The organism is Chryseobacterium sp. 22458 (genome assembly GCF_052044975.1).
Classification (GTDB): domain Bacteria; phylum Bacteroidota; class Bacteroidia; order Flavobacteriales; family Weeksellaceae; genus Chryseobacterium.
The window spans coordinates 371,345-391,762 of record NZ_JBQEOA010000002.1 but is presented as its reverse complement, the minus strand read 5'-3'; the positions used below and the strand labels follow the sequence as shown (position 1 = coordinate 391,762).

Below are 20,418 nucleotides of genomic sequence, written 5' to 3'. Positions count from 1 at the left end.
ACTTAAACTGGGATGGTCTTTTATGTTTGTTGCTAAGCAAACCTAACAGGTTTTTGAAACCTGTTAGGTTTACAATAGTACATTTCCGATGAAATTATCACAAAGCTTTGCATGTGTCAACAAAAAACCGCTCCAAAAAATGGAACGGTTTTTCTTATTTATTGGAAAATTTTAGATTATGCTAAAACTTCTTTTACTTTGTTTGCAGCTTCTTCTAAAGTAATTGCAGAGTGTACCGGAAGACCAGACTCGTCAATTAATTTTTTAGCTTCTACAGCGTTAGTTCCCTGTAATCTTACGATCAATGGAACCGGAAGGCTACCCATTGCTTTGTAAGCATCTACAACCCCTTGAGCAACTCTGTCACATCTTACAATACCTCCGAAGATGTTGATCAAGATAGCTTTTACGTTTGGATCTCTTAAGATGATTCCGAAAGCAGTCTGTACTCTCTGAGCATCAGCAGTACCTCCTACGTCAAGGAAGTTAGCAGGGTTACCACCTGATAATTTGATGATATCCATAGTTGCCATTGCAAGACCTGCACCGTTTACCATACAAGCTACGTTACCATCTAGTTTTACGAAGTTAAGACCAGCTTCACCAGCTTCTACATCCATTGGATCTTCTTCTCTTGTATCTCTAAGCTCAGCTAAGTCTTTGTGACGGAACAATGAGTTGTCATCTAAAGTTACTTTAGCATCTACAGCGATAATTTTGTTATCAGAAGTTTTCAACACCGGGTTGATTTCGAAAAGAGATGCATCGATACCAGTGTAAGCATTATATAAAGAAGTGATGAATTTTGTAAATTCTTTGAAAGCATTTCCTTCAAGACCTAAGTTGAAAGCAATTTTTCTAGCCTGGAAACCTTGAAGACCTAAAGCAGGATCAATGATTTCTTTGTGGATCAAATGAGGAGTTACTTCAGCAACGTGCTCAATATCCATCCCACCTTCAGTAGAATATACAACTGTATTTTTACCTTCAGCTCTGTCTAAAAGAATAGAAACATAAAATTCTTTAGTTTCTGTTTCACCTGGATAATATACATCCTCTGCAACCAAAACAGAATTTACTTTTTTACCCTCAGCAGAAGTTTGTGGAGTTACCAACTGCATTCCGATGATGTTCTGAGCGTTTTCTTTAAGCTTATCCATGTTTGGAGAGAACTTTACACCACCACCTTTACCACGACCACCTGCGTGGATCTGAGCTTTTACTACCCACCCTTGAGCGCCAGTTTCAGCAGTTAGTTTTTCAGCAGCAGCTACAGCTTCATCTACGTTGTTTGCAACGAAACCACGTTGGATAGCTACTCCATACTTTGATAAAATCTCTTTTGATTGATACTCGTGAAGATTCATATTATTTTTATTATTTTATTTTAATATTTAAAGGTTGACAAATTTACTAAAAACAGATGAAATATCAATTTTTATTTTAAAGAAAGCAATGCTGTTCAAAGAAATTTAAAGGAGATAAAAATCATGTTTTTAGACAGAAAAATGTGAATGAAGACCAAGTTTCATCTTTTAATCTACAATTCCGAATTTTTTATTTATAAAATCAATAATGATAACCTTGTTCATGAAAAAAACATTTCCTATAATCCCATCGATGCCATCCTGTTTTAATGAGAAATAATCTCCCTCGGTATACCAGAGTTCATCAGCTTTAAAATATTTTGTCCCTATCTGAACCTTCTTATCGATTTTCACAGCCTTTACAATCAAGGGATTATTAAAATTACGGATATTCAGTTCTTCTTTATATGGAGAATGCCTGATCAACTCTGCAAAATTCTGCTGATAGGTAACAACCGGAAAAATGCTTGCTCCGCTGTCATACTGGAAATTATATATTGTATTGTCAATTTTCAAGGGCAGAATGGGCTTATTATTTTTCACCTGGATGTTTACAAAATCTGCCCTGGATTTCAATTTCTTATCCAAGACATCGGTTACCGTCATTTTGTTGTTAGGAAAATCTATCACCAAATATTTATTCTGAAAGATATCCGCACCTACCACTCCACATACTTCACCCTGATCAAAATTTAAAAGTCCTGACAGTTTATGGTTTTTCAGCGTATAGCCGTCTATACTAAAACTCTGATTTTCAACAGAGAATATTTTATGGCCTGCAGCATCTGAGGCAGGATCAATTTTTTTGTTCCTTAAAAGTTCTGTACCGTCAAAGCATTTGTCATAAATTAATGTTGTATTTGCTCCCAGATCAAACTGAAAAGGATACGTTTTATTTTCAATGGAAAAAGGAACACTCATCGCAATATTATCAATTAATTTGTTTCCGATAGAGTCTTTCTCCCATTTAAAATGAATGGTTTGTGCCGCTATAATGGATGATATCCCAAGAAGTACCGGTGAAATAATGGTCTTTAAATTCATGATATTAATTTTATACTATGTAAAAGAGGATTCACTCAATAGGCAAAGATTTAATAAAAAATACAAAACTCAAGATGAGCACCACCTCTTCCAATCTAATTAAAAAAAAGCCCTTCAACTAAGAAAAGCTTTATATGATTTATACTGTAATTCTTTTTATTCTTCTGCCAATTTTTCCGATTGTGAACCGATAAACGGAATTTTCGGTGCCAGGAAATACCCGGTAAGGCTGGCAAATAATATCGGAACAAAATAGGTAAACCCTGTAAGAGTTCCCAAAATAATCGTTGTACTCATCGGGGTTCTCGTCACGCAGGCATTGATGGCAGCCATACAGCTTACAATAGCCAAAGTAGTGTCAACTGCCGGAAACAGATGATGAATAATCAGTCCTAATGTAGTTCCAACAAAAAACAAAGGAATGATAAAACCTCCTCTCCACCCTGAAGTTACGGTGATGGCAATAGCCAATATTTTAAAAACCAGAATCAGGATCAGGAAATTCAGCCCGAAGTTTCCTCCGATCAACTGATTGATCTCATTGTGGCCGAAATATCTTGTAATAGGAAAATTATAAGCAATCATGCCTAAGATAATTCCTCCTACCAGTGTTTTGATGTAAATGGGAAATTTTCTGTATTCAAAAACTTTTTTGAAAAACTTTACCACAAAGATGAAGATCCATCCGAAAAAAGTTCCTACAATTCCAAATAATGAAGCGTATAGAAAGTCATAGACTCCCGTATAATGATAAGCTTTCAGATCCCAGGTTGCCCCGATTCCCAAATGAATGATCAAAGCAAACATCAGATAGCTGAAGCAACTTGCCACCAAAGCTGGAATAATTGCCTTGTAATATTCTACCGCATGTTTGTGATGCAGAATTTCCAGCGAAAAAAGGCTCCCTCCCAGTGGTGCTCCGAACAAGGCTGTAAAACCGGATGCCATTCCTGCGATACTTAAAGAACGCAGCTCCTCTCCTTTCAGCCTGAAAATTTTTCCCAGCCAGGTACCTGTAGATCCGGTAACCTGTACCAGAGGAGCTTCCGGCCCCAAACTTCCTCCCGAGGCCACACAAAAAAGCGATGACAATATCATGGAAGGATTGTTCTTCGGCTCCAGTTTCCCTTTATTGAATCTGATATTATTTACGATCAGATGAATTTCTCCCGGATCTCCGATAAAATGAATTACCAATCCGGCCAACAAACCGCAGATTGCCATGGTTGGAATCACCTGCCACCCCTGAAATTCAGCTAAAAATTCCGTAAAATGTTCAAGTACGATCCAATATCCTCCGGCAATGATACCCCCAACAAGGCCTGTTACGGCCCACATAAAAAAGGTACGGCTGAATACAAACGGATTGAACCTGATAGGCTGATCTAAAAGATTGAATGTTCGTATTAACCGTCTTCTTCTGTTAATTTTCATTCTTATATTCTGTTTTTGGCAAAATAAAGAATAAGCATCCCCCAGCTTAAGATCATCATTAATCCGCCAAGCGGAGTGATAGGACCTAAAAATTTAAGGTTCATCCCCAGATAATCCTGCATGCTCAGAAAATAGATACTCACTGAGAATAAAAGGGTTCCAGCAATCATTAAAATGGAGGTCCATTTTTCAGCAGATGTTTCAAATTTTAAGATATATCCGATGATCAGCAGGAAAAAAGCTGCATACATCTGGTATCTTACTCCTGTTTCAAAACTTTCCAGTCTTTCCACAGCTAATATTTTCTTTAAAGCGTGTGCTCCGAAAGCACCCAGGATCACAGAAATCATTCCGTAAACCGCTCCAAAAACTAATGTAATTGTTTTCATTTTATAACTCTTCTAATTCTAGGGTTAAATATTTTTTTGTTTTATCATCCTGCCAGGTTCCTGAAATTTTACTTCCATCCATATTTGCTTCTACAAAAGCTCTTGGAATCCATTTGCCGGCAGCTTCATCATAATGATCATTCTCAGTAATTGAAATATGATTTCCTTTCATTTTACCGTCCCATGAGATCAGTTTTTTATTTTTATCATACCAATACAATGCAGTAAAGGAGCTTGTATCGTTTTCACTTTCTCCTTTATATAAGCGGCTGATAAAAACAGTAACGGGAAATTTGCCATCTATTTTTCCTTTGTACAGTTTATTTCTGAAACTGGTGACGCCTGTTTTTTCAGAACCGGAAACTAAATTTCTTGCATAAGGACTCCAGTATTTTTCCAGTTCTTTATAGGAAAACTCTATTTCGTGACTGTCAAGGTCATCCAGAGCTCTCATAGCATGGTTGGAGCATCTTCCGGCAACAAAAGTCAGTTTATCTTTTCCGAAAAAATATCTGATATCTTCTAAAGTATGTTCTGTAAAACAGTCCTCATACATAGCGATCTGATCTTCAGTTTCCTCAGATGGATTTTTCTCAGCTTTCAATTTGACAAGAAAATCAGCAATTCTTTTTTTTACCCTTTTCTGAATAATCTCCTCAATAGTTTTCACTGAATCCGGTTGAAATAAATCTTCAGCATTGATATAGTTTCCTGTCCTCAGATCAAAATTTTTCCAGATTAAAAATCCTTCCGGATAAGCTCCTGAAGCTTCGCCATTTATGGCAATACTCAGAATATTCTCAGGTGTTTCAATTTTATCCCAACTATAAAAATAAAGATAGTTGGAATAGGAGTTTGTTGCTGTGGAAGCTAGTTTAAAAGGATTTCCGCCAGATCCGGGAACATATTCCAGCTGATCCACCTGCAGAAATGTATTGATTTTATTTTCTACCTTCGGATTTTCAGGATAGGAAACAACCGGAAAAACGGTATCTTCAGTTTTAGGATGCAGATTACTGATTTTCACTTTTTGCTGCTGCGAAAAACTTAACCCGGAAATCAATAAAAAAAATACAATACCTTTTTTCACTATTTTGATTTTAAGTACATTAAAATGAACTTGGCAACCAATGTAGAAATCCCCAGTATGATAAACATATTGGCAAATCTCTTGGAACTTCTGAAACCTTCATTGTTTGTTTTCTTCAGAAAAAATCCAAAAAGAAGGAATACAATAGGCAAAATGATCTGTAGCATCAGTTTCCTCTCATTCTGTTAAACTCATTGATCACTTCGTGGTGGCTTACCGTTTTATCTTTAAAATAAGTTACAAAGTGCTGTTTCTCTTCTTCAGTGGCTCCCAGTTGATTTAAAATATTCAATAAGTGCATTTTCATATGTCCTTTCTGAATGCCTGTAGTAACTAAAGAACGTAATGCGCCAAAGTTCTGAGCCAGCCCTGAAACGGCAAGAATACTCATTAATTCCTGTGCAGAAGGTTTTCCTAATAATGCCAGAGAGAATTTTACCAGAGGATGAAGATTCGTAAGTCCTCCTACAACTCCTACCGAAATAGGAAGATCAATCCAGAATCTGAAAACTCCGTTGTCTGTTGTACAGTGCGTCAATGATCTGTATTGCCCGTCTCTTGCAGCATAAGCATGAGCACAGGCTTCTGTGGCTCTGAAGTCATTTCCGGTGGCAATCACTACAGCATCTACACCATTCATCACGCCTTTATTATGAGTAGTTGCACGGTAAGGTTCTATCTCGGCAATGGTAACGGCCTGTTTGAATTTAGAAGCAAATTCTTCAGGAGAAATTCCGCTGTCATCTTTTAAATCTTCCATTTTACACGAAACCTCAGCTCTCACGATACAGTCCGGTGTAAAATTGGAAAGGATATTCATCACAATCTGCAATGAATTCTTTTCTTCCTGCGTGAAATCTTCACTGGTTGCCACTTCCTGTCTCAAAGTTTTCCCGAACTGCTCAAGACATGAATTGATAAAGTTGGCCCCCATTGAATCTACCGTATCGAAGCTTGCTTTCAGCTGATAATAATTCGGCATTTCTGAAGTTTTATCGACAAGACTGATATTTAAAATACCTCCGCCACGCTTTCTCATGTTGGATGTAATATCTTCAGTAGTTTCAAATAATTTTTTCTTTAAACTGAAATTAAAGAAATGTAATAATTTGTGAGGTTCTACATTAAAAATAAAATGGGTGTGCCCAAGCTTTTCCGTATTGATAATGGTTGTTTTAAACCCTCCTTTATCGATCCAGAATTTTGCAGCTTTGGAAGCGGCTGCTACTACTGAGCTTTCTTCAACGGCCATTGGAAGTGCCAATAGTTTTCCGTCGATCAGAAAGTTCGGAGCAATTCCATAAGGCATATAAAAATTGGAGATCGTATTTTCAGAAAACTCTTCATGAAGTTTCTGAAGATCTGCAACTTCGTTCCAATATTGTTTTAATATATTTTGGTATTCCTGATTTCCTTCAAGATATTCGTTTACGAGCCAGTCGATTTTCCCCTGCTTTGGCAGCTTGGAAAAACCTTCGATTGGTTTATGATTCATGATATAAACTTTAATGAGCCGTAAATATAATGATTTTGAGGCTGTTTTTTGTTGATAACTTCTATGAAAAAAGGTTGACATTTATCAATTTTGGAACTAAATTTGAACAAAATTTAAAACAACACCGATACAAATTGTATCAAAATAGTATTGATATGAATTTTGACCGCCTTAAAGAAAAACTTGAAATTCTTGCTGATGCTGCGAAATACGACGTCTCCTGTTCTTCCAGCGGAGGAACGAGAAAAAATAAAAAGGGTGCCTTAGGAGACAGTTCTGCAAGCGGGATATGTCATACCTATACGGAAGACGGGAGGTGTGTGTCTTTGCTTAAAATACTATTGACCAATCACTGTATTTACGATTGTGCCTACTGTGTTTCCAGAAGTTCGAATGATATTAAAAGGGCCGCTTTTACCGTGGAAGAAGTGGTAGATCTTACCATTAATTTTTACCGCAGAAATTATATTGAAGGCTTATTTCTAAGCTCGGGAATTTTCAAAAATGCAGATACAACGATGGAGCGTCTGGTAAGAGTGGCCAAAAAGCTCCGTTTAGAAGAAAACTTTAATGGTTATATTCATTTGAAGTCTATTCCGGGGGCAAGTGACGAACTGATGCAGGAAGCAGCGCTGTATGCAGACAGATTATCCGTAAATCTTGAAATTCCTACTGAAAGCGGATTAAAACTGCTTGCACCTGAGAAAAACAGACAGGATATGCTTAGTCCGATGCGGTATATTCAGAAAGGGATCAGCCAGTATCAGGATGAAAAAAAGATTTTAAAGAAAGTTCCGAAATTTGCTCCGGCCGGTCAATCTACCCAGATGATTGTAGGGGCAACCAATGAAAATGACTTACAGATCATCAAAGTGGCGGATCATTTTTATAAAAATTTCAACCTTAAAAGAGTTTATTATTCCGGTTATGTTCCGGTTTTGGAAGATAAAAGGCTTCCTTCTTTAACGACTGAGGTCCCTATGCTTCGTGAAAACCGGTTGTATCAGTCGGATTGGCTGATGCGGTTTTACGGTTTTAAAGCAGAAGAAATTTTAGACCCGAATGTTCCTTTCCTTGATCTGGAAGTAGATCCTAAATTAAGCTGGGCATTACGACATTTAGATCAGTTTCCTGTCAGTCTTCAGACTGCAGATTATCAGATGATTCTGAGGATCCCGGGAATTGGGGTAAAAACAGCCCAGAAAATTGTAAGTGCCAGACGTTTTCAGATTTTAACGATGGATCATTTGAAAAAATTGGGCGCAGCCGTAAACCGAGCGAAATATTTCATCGATTTTAATGCAGGGAATGCCTATCTGCGGTATTTAACAGATAAGAATTTCAGAAAATTAATTGTTGGTGGTAGTTCTTCCAAGTTCCACAACCAGTTTTCACAGCAGCTGAGCCTGTTTTAACCCGACATCAACGACAATATTTTTATAGACTTAATGATAACAACCTTACTCTACGACGGAAGTTTTGACGGCCTTTTTACAGCGGTATTTGAAGTTTTTGAATACCGGTATCAGGAGGTGGAAATTGTGAGCAGAGAAAAATATCATCAGGAAAATATATTTGCAGAGATTCACGAAGTTATCACGCAAAATACCAAATCTGAACGGGTACTCAATAAATTAGAGCAGAGTATTGGAAAACAGGGTATTCATCAACTTTTAAAAGTTTTTTTATCCGAAGACCGGGAAATGGAACATTTAATTTTATCCGCCGTAAAGCAGTCTGTAAAGCATCAGGGTGAAAATATTCTTGAAAATTTTGCAGATCCTGACATTTTAAAAATTTCAAAAATCTGTAAATCCGTAGGACGTGAAAGTCACAGAATGACCGCATTTGTCCGCTTCGAAAAAATGCAGGACGGTGTTTTTTTCTCAAAAATAGATCCGGATTTCAATGTTATCCCTTTAATCAGAAAACATTTCAAAGACCGCTATCAGGATCAGAAATGGATGATCTATGATCTGAGAAGAAATTACGGTATTTTATATGATCTCGAAAGCTGTGATTTCTTTTATCCGGATGAAAAGCTGGATTTCCACCAGTATCAGCAGAAGTTCCATGATGAAGAAAAAAATTACCAAACACTTTGGCAGCGGTATTTTACAAAAACCAATATCGTTGAAAGAAAGAATATGAAACTGCATATTCAGCATGTTCCAAAAAGATACTGGAAATACCTGACAGAGAAATGGTAGATACATTTCCCTTTTTCCGATCTAAAGATTCAATCCGGATTCCATATTGTGGATAACTTTTCACTTCAATGTATGATTATGATTTTTTCAAATGCCTTCTGACAGCTATTTTTATTAATCCACTAGTTCTGTGATAGATAGAAAAATCTTTAATTGGCATTCTCATATTGTGGATAACTTTTTTCAGTCTCAGATTCACACAGATACTTTTTGGAAGAGAGTTTTTAATCCGAATGAAACAGCAGACAGAATGAATTCATATTCTGATATTGTGGATAACTTTTTCAAATGCCCTTATTAAGCAAATTCACATCAATGTCCTTTCCTGAAGGATTTCAGAATGCATTGAATTTATGAAAGATACATTAATGATTAGGGCACAATTCCATATTGTGGATAACTTTTTAAACCACACATGCGGCAGATTACACAGATGTTTAAAATGAAAATCTAAGCTTTTCAAAAATCCGGGTGGTATTCCCATATTCAAAGCGTTGAGCTTTAAATTTAGCCTGCAGCTATCATTTCTGACTTTGTGGATAACTTTTTCGGATTGGTATGCTGCAAAACCTTCGATTCTAAAGGATTTACCTAAGATATTGGATATCAATAATCCAGCATGTATAAAACTTAAGAATCCCATATTGTGGATAACTTTTTTCACCTCAGACTATTGCAAAAATGCCTGTTTTAAAGAGTTTTCTTAAGTATTTAAGGATCAGAAACCTGCAATGTAATTCCATTCAGAAATATCATATTGTGGATAACTTTTTCGATACATAATAATGACAGAAAAATTCTAAGAATAAACCTTTCTTTCTCTCTCGCAGATTCCGGAGATTACGCAGATTTTAATTTTCAGAGGTATTTTCCGGCCCGTGGATCATTTTATTTCCGGATTGTCCGAAGTGCCTTTTTAACAATATATTGAGTTTCTTTGGTTGGACTCTCCCGCAGCCATTCATCACAAACTTCCACTACAAACTCAGGCTGCGACTTGCCGGCATCATTCAGCCAGTTGCCAACGCTGTCCTGTACATACCGGGCCGGATCTGACCGTAAAGGTTCTAAAATTTCCAGTCCCAGCCCCGGATTTTGCTTCAATTCCTGAATATGCTCACACCACACGCCTCTTGGCCTGGTAGATTCACTGGCAAAGCGTCTGATATTTTCATTCTTGTGGCTTGTCCACTCTGATAAAATAGCGATACTGTCAGTCAGGTTTTTTGAAATATCCGGCCGCATGGTCATCCAACAGATTTCCCGCACTCCAAAATGAGGGTCTGCAGCGAACGGTTGTATTCTTTTGAATTTGTCTTTTAAATCCAATCTGTCATTTCTTCCAATAGTATAAGCAGCCCAGCACCGTACCAGATCTGCCTGGTGTATTAAAAGTTCTGACAGGAATTCATCATCCTCATTGGCCACTGCAAGATCTAATAATCCTGTTCCTATAGCTTCGTTAACTGTATTGACGGTCTGTTTTTTCAACTGTTCAAGCTTTTTCAGGACAGGCTGAAGATATTCTGAACGATTATTTTGCCTTAATAAGTTTGCCAGTAAAAGTTTCTGATCTACTGCCAGCCATTCCGTAAGATTTGCTGTTTCTATTTCTCCCCGGTTCAACTGCTCTAAAATATCTGCGGGAATATCTTTAATGGAGCGGGCTCCTTTTCGCTTTTCTGTCATAACGCCTGTATTAGTTCTTCCACATCTACTCTGTTCATGTAATTTACATCTAAATATTTAAATATAATCCTCCTGTCCTGATCCACTACGAAAACTGCCGGAACAGGAAGTAAGTTTTCATCATTATTATTAAATTCAGAAAGATTGATTCCTAAATTACGGTAATAAGGCAGTACAAAATCCTGCAATTGAAAAACAATTCCTAATTTTTTAGCGAAATCATTATTCTGATCAGACAATACTTCAAACCCAAGCCTATTCTTTTCCGCCATACTCAGAGAATGATCCGGAGTCTGTGGAGAAACAGCGATTAAAACAGCGTTTTTATCTTTTATACGGGAAAGGTTATCCTGCAGAAATTTTAATTCCAGATTGCAGTAAGGGCACCAGCTGCCTCTGTAAAAGGCCAGTATCATTTTTCCTTTCTTCAGAATATCATTGGAATCAATCATTTTACCTGTTGCATTGGGCAGTAAAAACTCAGGCATCTTCTCACCGGGCCGAATGCATCTGTCTTCCATATTTTTTGTTTTTAAATCGTCAACAGACTTTCCAAATGCATTTATAACCTCCTGTGGAAGCTGCGATGAAAGTTCCTGATTCAGCTGTTCAATCTGTTTGGCCAATGTGTTCATGTTTTTAATTTTATTATTTTTACAAAGGTCTAAAAGCCGCTACACATAAGCAATAACGCATATTTTTCACCCATAGGGATAAAAAAGTCAATTTTATGGAAACAAAGGGAAGAGCTGAAGAAAATAAAATCTGTCCGTTGGAAATCGCCGTTAATACCATCAGTGGAAAATGGAAAATTCCCATCGTATGGCAGATCAATGAAGGGAAAAAACGTCCAAGTGAATTTTTGAGGGGAATTGCCAAGGTAGATCGTAGAGTACTCAACCAACAACTCACGGAAATGGTTGATGACGGCATTCTGACCAAACAGTCTTTCAATGAATTGCCCCCAAGGGTTGAATATACCCTTACTGAGCTTGGAGACAAACTGGTTCAGATTCTCTGGCTGCTGAATGATTGGGGAAAACTTCTGATTCCTGAAGAAGATAATACAAAAGTTTAACAGATTTCTGTATTTCTATTGAAGGAAAATTTTGGATGAGATACTGATGTATTTGTTGGAAATGCAAAGACGTAAATTATTTTTTATAGATGATGCTTTAAGCTACAAGTATTTTATATTCGATAAAATCGTATACCGCATATTTAAATCTACGAAAACCTATGTTCCTATTTAGTTAGTTTTTAACAACGTAGGAACATAGAAATAGAGTCGCTGAAATTTTAATATCGAGAAAAAGCTTATCTTCAATGTTTCAATATCCAACAAAAAATACCATATTGGTAAGCGAATCAGATGAATATGAAAAAAATTATTCCGGGAATAGTGATGGCCATTGTTTTATGGAGTTGCGGCCATGATAAGGCTCCAAAAAATAATTTTTCTCAGGAAACAACGGATCTAACACCTAAAAGTTCCGTCCCTATCAATAAAGAAAAGAACACTGTAAAAGAACGATTTTCAACTCCTGAAGGCTATGAATGGCAGGATGAAAAACAGAATTCTTTCGGATATTTTATTGAAAATTTTAAATTGAAACCTTACGGCAGCCAGATTTTAAGATATGACGGCGCTCCTGTTTCTACACAACATCTTCATGAAGCCGTGTTTGATATTGATACAGGAAGTAAAGATCTTCAACAATGTGCGGACGCTGTTATCCGATTGAGAGCTGAATATCTGTATACAATGAAAAGGTATGACGAGATTCAGTTTCACTTCACCAGCGGTGATCTTCTGAGATGGAATGATTATAAAAACGGGACCAGGGCTTTTGTCAGCGGAAATTCAGTGAGTTTCAGAAAAACGGCCGGTTTTGATGATTCCTACCTGAATTTCAGGAATTATCTGGACCTCATCTTCAATTATGCAGGAACAATTTCCCTTAATAAGGAAACTCAGCCTGTACTGAAAAACCCAGATTTAAAGACAGGTGATATCCTGATTACTCCGGGAAGTCCGGGACATGTTGTTTTTGTTGCCGGTGTGTGCAGCAATAAAGAAGGAAAGAAATTATTTTTATTGGGTGAAGGTTTTACTCCGGCCCAGTCTATTCATTTGCTGTCCAATCCTTTTCAGCAGAATATTTCGCCATGGTATGAGCTTGACGTCAATGCTCCGGAAACCAAAACGGCACGTTATATTTTTAAACCTACAAACTTCAGAAGCTTTTAATACTTTATATTCAAAACTATTGAAAAGTTACTACGATAATCTGAACTTGTTTTTGTAAATTTGTGTTCGAAATTTTTTACTAGATGAAAGAGAGTGCTGTAAAAAAGATTGCAGTTCTTACTTCAGGAGGCGACTCTCCGGGTATGAATGCTGCATTAAGAGCGGTAGTAAGAACCGCCAATTACTATAATATCGAATGTTACGGAGTGAGAGAAGGCTACAATGGCCTTATCAACAACGATTTCCTGAAAATGGGAGCCCGTTCCGTAAAAAATATAATCAACCAGGGTGGAACGATTCTAAAGTCTGCCAGATCCGCTGAATTCAGAACAGCAGAAGGCCGCCAGAAAGCGTATGACAATTGTGTAAAGCTCGGAATCGACGGATTGGTGTGCATCGGTGGAGACGGAACTTTTACCGGAGCCAAGATCTTCAATGAAGAATTCGGTATCCGCGTGATCGGTATCCCGGGAACGATCGATAATGATATTTTCGGAACTGATAACACCATCGGGTATGATACGGCATTGAATACCGCCATGGAGGCAATTGATAAGATTCGTGATACGGCAACTTCCCACAACAGGGTTTTCTTTGTGGAAGTAATGGGTCGTGATGCAGGGTTTATTGCTTTAAACAGTGGTTTGGCTACAGGTGCTCTGGATATTCTTATTCCTGAGAAAAAAGACAGCATGGATGATCTTTTTACCAACTTCAGAAAAGCTGAAAAAACAGGAAAAGCATCCAGCATTGTAGTGGTAGCTGAAGGCGAAAAATTAGCCAACGTTTATGAGCTTGCCGAAAAGACCAAACAGACATTCCCTGACTATGATATTCGTGTAGCCGTTTTAGGACACATGCAGAGAGGAGGTTCGCCGAGCTGTGCAGACAGAGTGCTTGCAAGCAGACTGGGATATGGTGCAGTAGTAGGATTGATGGAAGGGCAAAGCAATGTGATGGCAGGAATGCGTTCCAACGATGTGGTATACACGCCTATCGAGGAAGCTATTAAAAAACATAATGAAATCAACAAAGATCTGATGTTGATCTCAGAAATTTTAGCAATCTAATTATTTTTATAAATCTAATAAAAACAAACTATTATGTCAACAATCAAAGTAGGTATCAACGGTTTTGGTAGAATTGGACGTCTTGTTTTCAGAGCAATGACTGAAAGAGACAACATTGAAGTTGTAGGAATCAATGACCTTATCAATGCAGAATACATGGCTTACATGTTAAAATATGACTCTGTACACGGTATTTTTCCAGGTGAAGTTTCCGTAGAAGGAAATGATCTTGTAGTAAACGGAAAAAAAATCAGAGTAACTGCTGAAAAAGATCCTAACAACCTTAAGTGGGACGAAATCGGTGCTGATTATATCGTAGAATCTACAGGTCTTTTCTTATCTAAAGATTCTGCTCAGGCTCACATCAACGCCGGTGCCAAGAAAGTAATCCTTTCTGCTCCTTCTAAAGATGATACACCAATGTTCGTAATGGGAGTAAACCACAAGGAACTTACTGATGATATCAAAATTTTATCAAACGCTTCTTGTACTACCAACTGTTTAGCTCCTTTAGCTAAAGTAATTCACGATAAATTCGGAATCGTAGAAGGTTTAATGACAACTGTACACGCTACAACAGCTACTCAGAAAACGGTTGACGGTCCTTCAATGAAAGACTGGAGAGGTGGTAGAGCTGCTCTGAACAACATCATCCCTTCTTCTACAGGTGCTGCTAAAGCAGTAGGAAAAGTAATCCCTTCATTAAACGGAAAATTAACAGGTATGTCTTTCAGAGTACCTACTGTAGACGTTTCTGTAGTTGACCTTACGGTAAGATTAGAAAAAGCTACTTCTTACGATGAGATCTGTGCTGCTATCAAAGAAGCTTCTGAAGGTGAATTGAAAGGTATTCTAGGATATACTGAAGATGCAGTAGTATCTCAGGACTTCGTAGGAGATAAGAGAACTTCTATCTTCGACAAAGATGCAGGGATCATGCTTTCTCCTAACTTCGTGAAACTTGTTTCTTGGTATGACAACGAAATGGGTTACTCTAACAAGTTAGTAGATATGCTTGTACATGCTGCTTCTTTGTAATCGGTAATGAGCGATAAGCAATGAGTAATATAAAACCTTCCTGATGGGAAGGTTTTTTTTGTATTAATATTATTTTTTTTCACTATTACTCAAATTATAAGTCACTCCAAAAAACCATGCTCCCTTATAAATATTATCATATCGTATTTCGGTATCTGCAACATTAATAAATGCATATCTATCCGAGTCTGCAAGAGCTGATAAATTTGATTTATTTATTCTTTTAACTTTTATAAATGAATAACCAAAAGTTGTAATTAATCTATTTTTTTCTAAAAAAAATAAAGAAGCTCCACCATAAAAACCTGCACTGGCATTATCTGCTAAACTGATCCCAAAAGAAAAACCTGGTTGAACCAAAGTTTCTGGATCATTATGATAAACATGTATTAAACCACCTAATGCATTTGTGATCTTATCTGTATTTCCCTTTGCTATTTCTTTGTTTCCAAGAGAGTTTGTATAAGAAGTATAATTATCATTACCTATAAAGCTCAGAAAATAACCAGCACTGAAATTGATCTTCCACCCCCCAGAAGTAGTAAATTTAATTGGAGAATAAGAATACACTACCTTCCCCTTATTATTCTTAAGTTGTGGAGTAATAATATTTACATCCTCAGTCAATTGTTGAGCAGGCAAAATGATGTTAAAGTTTGTTGTTATAATTCTCTTGTAAAAGGAAATTCCATTATTTGCTTTTAAAGATATTTTATCAGTATTTAACGAAACATTTTTATAAATTTCAGATGCTAATAAAAAATCTTTATTATAAAAATTACTTAGATTTAATTGTTTAGTTAAACCAACAAATTTTTCGTAATCTTTAGTAAGTTGAGAATAAGCTAAAGATAAGGACTCCAAATTCGATTCAATTTTCTTATAATCTTCAATGGTTGGATCAAAGTGAGAAAAATGAGAAAAGTATATTTTTTTAGAACTTTCAACTACAGCAATTGAATCAATAAAAATCGAATCAGAAACAACAAAATTAAGTTCATCATCTAGCAACATTTGTGACCGTACTAATTGATAACTTTGAAAAAAAGATTTCAAATCATCGTGTACACTATTATACAAATTTTCATATTCTTCTGTTCTACTTTTTTTATTTCCATTATCAAAGACTGTCATCACAGCCGAATTGACAACTATAACCTCTGCTATATCTGGATTTGCTGACTTTATATTATTTAAAAACCACTGTGGTGGTTCAAATTCCACATTTTCAACTTTAGTATTAGAAAATCCTGAAACTTTAAAAACATTTACACCTTTTAATAAAAACTCAACATATGTATTTTTTTCCAATATACTTGGTATTTCTTTATCTTTAGATAAGTCTATCCTAATTACTTTAGCTTTTTTTTGCCCTAAAATCACTCCCACCCACCCGAGCAGTAGCAGTAATAAAATTTTTGTTTTCATGATTATTTGTTTTTAGATTAATGATTATCGGTTTGAGTGCTGTTAATTTGTATCAAAGATTGGATTTATTGGAAAGCAAAGAAATTACCCTTTTGTAGTATTTTTCAGGAATAGAAAGCTTGATGTTTACTTATATTCTAAATGATAAATCTCACCATAAAACTTCGGTGTAAAACTTGTATTTTTATAGGTAAAGGAATGAACAATGATACAACCAAGGTTTGAAGACGCTCCACATTTCAGAAATTTTTGGGAACATGGCAACGGAAGACAGCTGATTGAGCTTTCCGGGGCTGAGGTTAGTTTTAAAGACTTTGAGAAGTTTGCTTCTTTCTTTTACCATGTTGATGAAACAGGTGATCAGGTTGTAAAGGATGTTTATCTGACTAAAAAATTTCATGAAGCTTCAAGAGAAATAGAAGGTTATATCAGAAATGGAGTTTCTGAGACAGATTCAGTTCCCGAAAGTGTAAAAAAGCTTTTCGCACAGACTCAAAAAGTACCGGAATGGCTTGATTACGGTCTTCTCAAAAGTGGTGCTGAACTTTGTATGAGAAGCAATCTCGATTCTTTGATCTCCTTAAGAGACTACTGCCTGATCGGCGGTTATGATTATGCCTACCTCAATAAACCGCTTATTGCTACGGAAGCTTTGAAAAAAGGAGCAGTAAAACGTCTTTCTGAAACACTGGATTTCTGGGTAAATGCTACCCGCTATGATGCCCTGAACATTCATGCAAAAGGATACGAGTTTGCTATAAAAACCCGCCTGATTCATTCCTATGCAAGACTTTCCATCAAAAAATATTACAAAGGATGGGATACGGAGAACTGGGGCGAACCTATCAATTCATGGGATATGATGGCCACCTACATCGGTTTCAGTCTCGTTTTTCTTCACAGCCTTATCAAACTTGGAAATACCATCTCCATGGAAGAAGAACAGGGAATTTTCCACCTGTGGAAATATGTAGGCTACCTTCTGGGAATCCCGGAACAGCTTCTTCCTGATGACAAAAAACAGGCTACGGAATATTTTTATTTGTGGACCTCCGTTCAGCCACCTTCTGACAAAGATTCTGTGCTCCTTGCCCACTCTTTGCTGGATGAATCTCTGGAAAATCCTATCTTAAAATTTGAATTCCAAAGAAAGAATTTAAGGTATCTGCACATCTGCTGTACCTGGTTTCTGCTGGATGAGGAAGTTTGCAAAAGACTACAAATTCCGGAAGTTCCTTATAAGACCCTATTTCCAAAATCAAAGATCCTTTTCAACAAAATCTATGACACACTCGTAAGTCGGGACGCCAGAATCAAAAGAGGAAATAAGGATCAGATGAAAGTATTGAAAGACTATCTGAATATTACTAAAAATTCAAATTTCCATTAAAACACCATTTTTTTTTAAAGAAAAAAGCTTGAAACTATGCTAATCGAAAGAAAGTTTCCGGTTCCTGAAATTCCAGATCAGATACAGTAAAAATAAAATAAGCCAAACCCCGGTGACAGCAATTATAAAAATTTCTGTGATAGAAGGATGAAGATAATTCGGCTTGTAAAACAGACGGTCCAGGGTTCTGAATTTATCTTTTAAGTCATTCCTTTCGTAAGTATTTCGGATCGCATTCAGAGGTTCTTCCTTATGATCCCGGTAATAAAAGACATCTTTAGTCAGATCTTTCGGAACAATCTGTGTTTCTATATTATATTTTTTTAAAAGAGCATCCAGTTTTTGAAAAGAAGAAAGCAGTGAATCCTGACTATATTTATAAAGTAAATTATATCTTTCGACTGCATTTTGATATTGTTGCTGCCGTTCAGGAACTTTATGCAATGGAGAGAACAAAAGATTGTTTTCAAGAAAAATACACATTTTGTCATCATATTCAGGATGTACTTCTATTCCCTGAAATATAATTTCGGTACTGTCCCCTATCTCCTTTTTAGAAATAATTCTTTTTTCCAGTTCTCCTGAATCAAGTCCGAGAACAGCAAGCACTGACCTTGCTTTATTGTTTAATTTTTTATGGTCTGCACTCAGCATTGTCAGGGTATCAATACTGTAGTATCTGGATTCTGTTGAGAAATAATCCTTATTATGATCCGGCTCATAGTACACCGTATCTATCACTTCTATTACAGGGTAAGGTTTAGGATATAAAATATTTTTTGGATTAAATAGTTTCTCTGAACTGTAGGAAGTATAATTGTATAAAAAAGGCTGTAAGACATTCAGCAACGTTTTATCTTTATTAAGATCCTTTTCCGGCAATTCAGTCCGTAGCTTTGCATTGAACCCAAAACTATAACTGATGAAAAAAGTCAGGGACAAAAAGGAAATTAATAGCAGTACAATACCTATCCCCAGTTTTTTTGAAAGTTCATATTTCTTTTGGGAATGATTTCTAAGGAGAAAAATAACGAAGAAAAACAGAAAAAGGCCTGATATGAAAACGTGAGAAATGGAGACATCGTCATAAAATTTAAACCTGTAAAATTCCGTATAAATATTAATTTTATTTAGCCCTTCAAATTTTATATAGCCGTAAATGAAGTAGGCCAAATGTATCACAGCTAATACTGCAAAGGATTTAATCAGGAATAGTTTTAATTTTCTGTCCATAGAATGATCTTAAAAATAATGTTTTAAGATAAGTATTTTTTATTGGATGGATAAAGCTCTGGTAAAACCTGTCATCATTTTCCGCTTGCAGCCGTAATTTTATATTTACATTTATTTTTCATCTCCTTCGTTATGAATAACATCAGTCTTAAAATTTTATTATTTTTTAACTCTAAAAACCAGTTTCAGGGATAAATAATATTAGTTTTTGATTGAGAAATTATGTATTTTTGAGAAATTATTTTAATAGAGATGAGTAACATTGATGATAAGAAAAAAGCACTCGCATTAGTGCTTGACAAGCTAGATAAAACATATGGAAAGGGAACTGTAATGACTTTAGGTGATGAATCTATAGACAATACGGTAGAAGTAATTCCTTCCGGTTCTTTAGGATTAGATATCGCATTAGGTATAGGCGGATATCCAAAAGGAAGAATCATTGAAATATATGGACCTGAATCTTCAGGTAAAACAACCTTGACCCTTCACGCTATTGCTGAAGCTCAGAAAGCCGGTGGTATTGCTGCATTTATTGATGCTGAGCACGCTTTCGATAGAACCTATGCAGCAAAGTTAGGAATCGATCTTGAAAACCTTATTATTTCCCAGCCGGACAACGGTGAGCAGGCTTTAGAAATCGCTGACAACCTGATCCGTTCAGGAGCAATTGACATCGTAGTGATTGACTCGGTAGCAGCTCTTACGCCAAAGGCTGAAATTGAAGGTGAAATGGGAGATTCTAAAATGGGTCTTCACGCAAGATTGATGTCTCAGGCATTAAGAAAGCTTACAGCTACTATTTCAAGAACAAAATGTACGGTAATCTTCATCAACCAGTTGAGAGAAAAGATCGGAGTAATGTTCGGAAACCCTGAAACCACTACCGGAGGTAACGCTCTTAAATTCTACGCTTCTGTAAGAATCGATATCAGAAAAGCAAGTGCACCGATCAAACAGGGTGACGAAGCGATCGGTAGCCGTGTGAAAGTGAAGATTGTGAAAAACAAAGTAGCTCCACCTTTCAAACAGGCAGAATTTGATATTATGTATGGTGAAGGAGTTTCTAAAGTAGGAGAAATTCTTGATACGGCAGTAGATATGGGAATCGTGAAGAAAAGCGGTTCTTGGTTCAGCTATGAAGAATCTAAATTAGGTCAGGGGCGTGATGCTGTAAAAGATGTTTTAAAAGACAATCCTGAACTTGCCGAGGAATTGGAAAACAAGATCAAAGAGGAAATGAAAAACAACAAATAAGTTTTTCAAAAAATATAGAAAAGGCAGTCTTCG

General features: G+C 36.4%; 18 protein-coding genes. 8 read left to right on the top strand and 10 right to left on the bottom strand.

The genetic code is table 11. From position 1 onward, the window contains the following. Positions 1–176 precede the first annotated feature (176 nt). From sucC to ACTJJF_RS09050, 6 genes are all read right to left on the bottom strand, one after another. Positions 177–1,367 carry an ADP-forming succinate--CoA ligase subunit beta gene (gene sucC, locus ACTJJF_RS09075; RefSeq protein ID WP_312298453.1) on the bottom strand — a complete coding sequence of 397 codons (1,191 nt, stop codon included), beginning with the start codon at positions 1,365–1,367 and terminating at the stop codon, positions 177–179. A gap of 168 nt (positions 1,368–1,535) precedes the next feature. Then, positions 1,536–2,411, bottom strand: coding sequence for a hypothetical protein (locus ACTJJF_RS09070; RefSeq protein ID WP_440699441.1), 876 nt, complete (start codon positions 2,409–2,411; stop codon positions 1,536–1,538). Between the two features lie 156 nt (positions 2,412–2,567). Continuing rightward, positions 2,568–3,845 (bottom strand): chloride channel protein, encoded by a 1,278-nt coding sequence (locus tag ACTJJF_RS09065; protein ID WP_312298455.1) that lies wholly within the window; start codon positions 3,843–3,845, stop codon positions 2,568–2,570. Between the two features lie 2 nt (positions 3,846–3,847). Next, the gene (locus tag ACTJJF_RS09060; protein ID WP_312298456.1) at positions 3,848–4,234 is read right to left on the bottom strand and encodes a DUF423 domain-containing protein; all 387 of its coding nucleotides are present in this window, start codon (positions 4,232–4,234) and stop codon (positions 3,848–3,850) included. 1 nt (position 4,235) lies between these two features. Further along, a complete protein-coding gene (locus tag ACTJJF_RS09055; RefSeq protein WP_440699440.1) occupies positions 4,236–5,324 on the bottom strand; it encodes a hypothetical protein in 1,089 nt (362 codons plus the stop codon). A gap of 166 nt (positions 5,325–5,490) precedes the next feature. Next, positions 5,491–6,819 (bottom strand): hydroxymethylglutaryl-CoA reductase, degradative, encoded by a 1,329-nt coding sequence (locus ACTJJF_RS09050; RefSeq protein WP_440699439.1) that lies wholly within the window; start codon positions 6,817–6,819, stop codon positions 5,491–5,493. 155 nt (positions 6,820–6,974) lie between these two features. On the opposite strand from ACTJJF_RS09050, the gene ACTJJF_RS09045 reads away from it, so the two are divergent. Together ACTJJF_RS09045 and ACTJJF_RS09040 are read left to right on the top strand one after the other, a co-directional pair. Then, complete coding sequence (locus tag ACTJJF_RS09045; RefSeq protein ID WP_065399739.1) at positions 6,975–8,234, top strand: putative DNA modification/repair radical SAM protein; 1,260 nt, start codon at positions 6,975–6,977, stop codon at positions 8,232–8,234. A gap of 33 nt (positions 8,235–8,267) precedes the next feature. Further along, positions 8,268–9,029, top strand: coding sequence for a TIGR03915 family putative DNA repair protein (locus ACTJJF_RS09040; RefSeq protein WP_262917019.1), 762 nt, complete (start codon positions 8,268–8,270; stop codon positions 9,027–9,029). An 888-nt stretch (positions 9,030–9,917) separates the two neighbouring features. Here the strand turns inward: ACTJJF_RS09040 and ACTJJF_RS09035 are convergent. Then, complete coding sequence (locus tag ACTJJF_RS09035) at positions 9,918–10,718, bottom strand: DNA alkylation repair protein (RefSeq protein ID WP_440699438.1); 801 nt, start codon at positions 10,716–10,718, stop codon at positions 9,918–9,920. Continuing rightward, the gene (locus ACTJJF_RS09030; RefSeq protein WP_440699437.1) at positions 10,715–11,353 is read right to left on the bottom strand and encodes a peroxiredoxin-like family protein; all 639 of its coding nucleotides are present in this window, start codon (positions 11,351–11,353) and stop codon (positions 10,715–10,717) included. Before ACTJJF_RS09030 ends, ACTJJF_RS09035 begins: the two co-directional genes overlap by 4 nt. Before the next feature lie 95 nt (positions 11,354–11,448). Here ACTJJF_RS09030 and ACTJJF_RS09025 point away from each other — a divergent pair, with 95 nt between their 5' ends. The 4 genes from ACTJJF_RS09025 to gap all read left to right on the top strand — a co-directional run bounded on the left by ACTJJF_RS09025 (position 11,449) and on the right by gap (position 15,077). Next, positions 11,449–11,796, top strand: a complete 348-nt coding sequence (locus ACTJJF_RS09025; protein WP_440699436.1) for a winged helix-turn-helix transcriptional regulator — start codon at positions 11,449–11,451, stop codon at positions 11,794–11,796. A 300-nt stretch (positions 11,797–12,096) separates the two neighbouring features. Beyond that, positions 12,097–12,969, top strand: coding sequence for a DUF4846 domain-containing protein (locus ACTJJF_RS09020; protein ID WP_440699435.1), 873 nt, complete (start codon positions 12,097–12,099; stop codon positions 12,967–12,969). Positions 12,970–13,052: 83 nt separating this feature from the next. Continuing rightward, on the top strand, positions 13,053–14,039 hold the full coding sequence (pfkA, locus tag ACTJJF_RS09015) for a 6-phosphofructokinase (protein ID WP_065399226.1): 987 nt from the start codon (positions 13,053–13,055) through the stop codon (positions 14,037–14,039). A 33-nt stretch (positions 14,040–14,072) separates the two neighbouring features. Continuing rightward, positions 14,073–15,077, top strand: coding sequence for a type I glyceraldehyde-3-phosphate dehydrogenase (gene gap / locus ACTJJF_RS09010; RefSeq protein ID WP_065399227.1), 1,005 nt, complete (start codon positions 14,073–14,075; stop codon positions 15,075–15,077). Between the two features lie 69 nt (positions 15,078–15,146). On the opposite strand, the gene ACTJJF_RS09005 is transcribed toward gap, so the two are convergent. Continuing rightward, positions 15,147–16,505: a hypothetical protein gene (locus ACTJJF_RS09005; protein WP_430802418.1), complete on the bottom strand. Its 1,359-nt coding sequence runs from the start codon at positions 16,503–16,505 to the stop codon at positions 15,147–15,149. 205 nt (positions 16,506–16,710) lie between these two features. On the opposite strand from ACTJJF_RS09005, the gene ACTJJF_RS09000 reads away from it, so the two are divergent. After that, entirely contained in the window at positions 16,711–17,895 is a 1,185-nt protein-coding gene (locus ACTJJF_RS09000) for an oxygenase MpaB family protein (protein WP_440699434.1), read from the top strand. Between the two features lie 39 nt (positions 17,896–17,934). Here the strand turns inward: ACTJJF_RS09000 and ACTJJF_RS08995 are convergent, their stop codons facing one another. Beyond that, positions 17,935–19,128 carry a hypothetical protein gene (locus ACTJJF_RS08995; protein ID WP_440699433.1) on the bottom strand — a complete coding sequence of 398 codons (1,194 nt, stop codon included), beginning with the start codon at positions 19,126–19,128 and terminating at the stop codon, positions 17,935–17,937. A gap of 252 nt (positions 19,129–19,380) precedes the next feature. Here ACTJJF_RS08995 and recA point away from each other — a divergent pair, with 252 nt between their 5' ends. After that, a complete protein-coding gene (gene recA / locus ACTJJF_RS08990; protein ID WP_047097753.1) occupies positions 19,381–20,385 on the top strand; it encodes a recombinase RecA in 1,005 nt (334 codons plus the stop codon). The last annotated feature ends 33 nt before the right edge of the window (positions 20,386–20,418 follow it).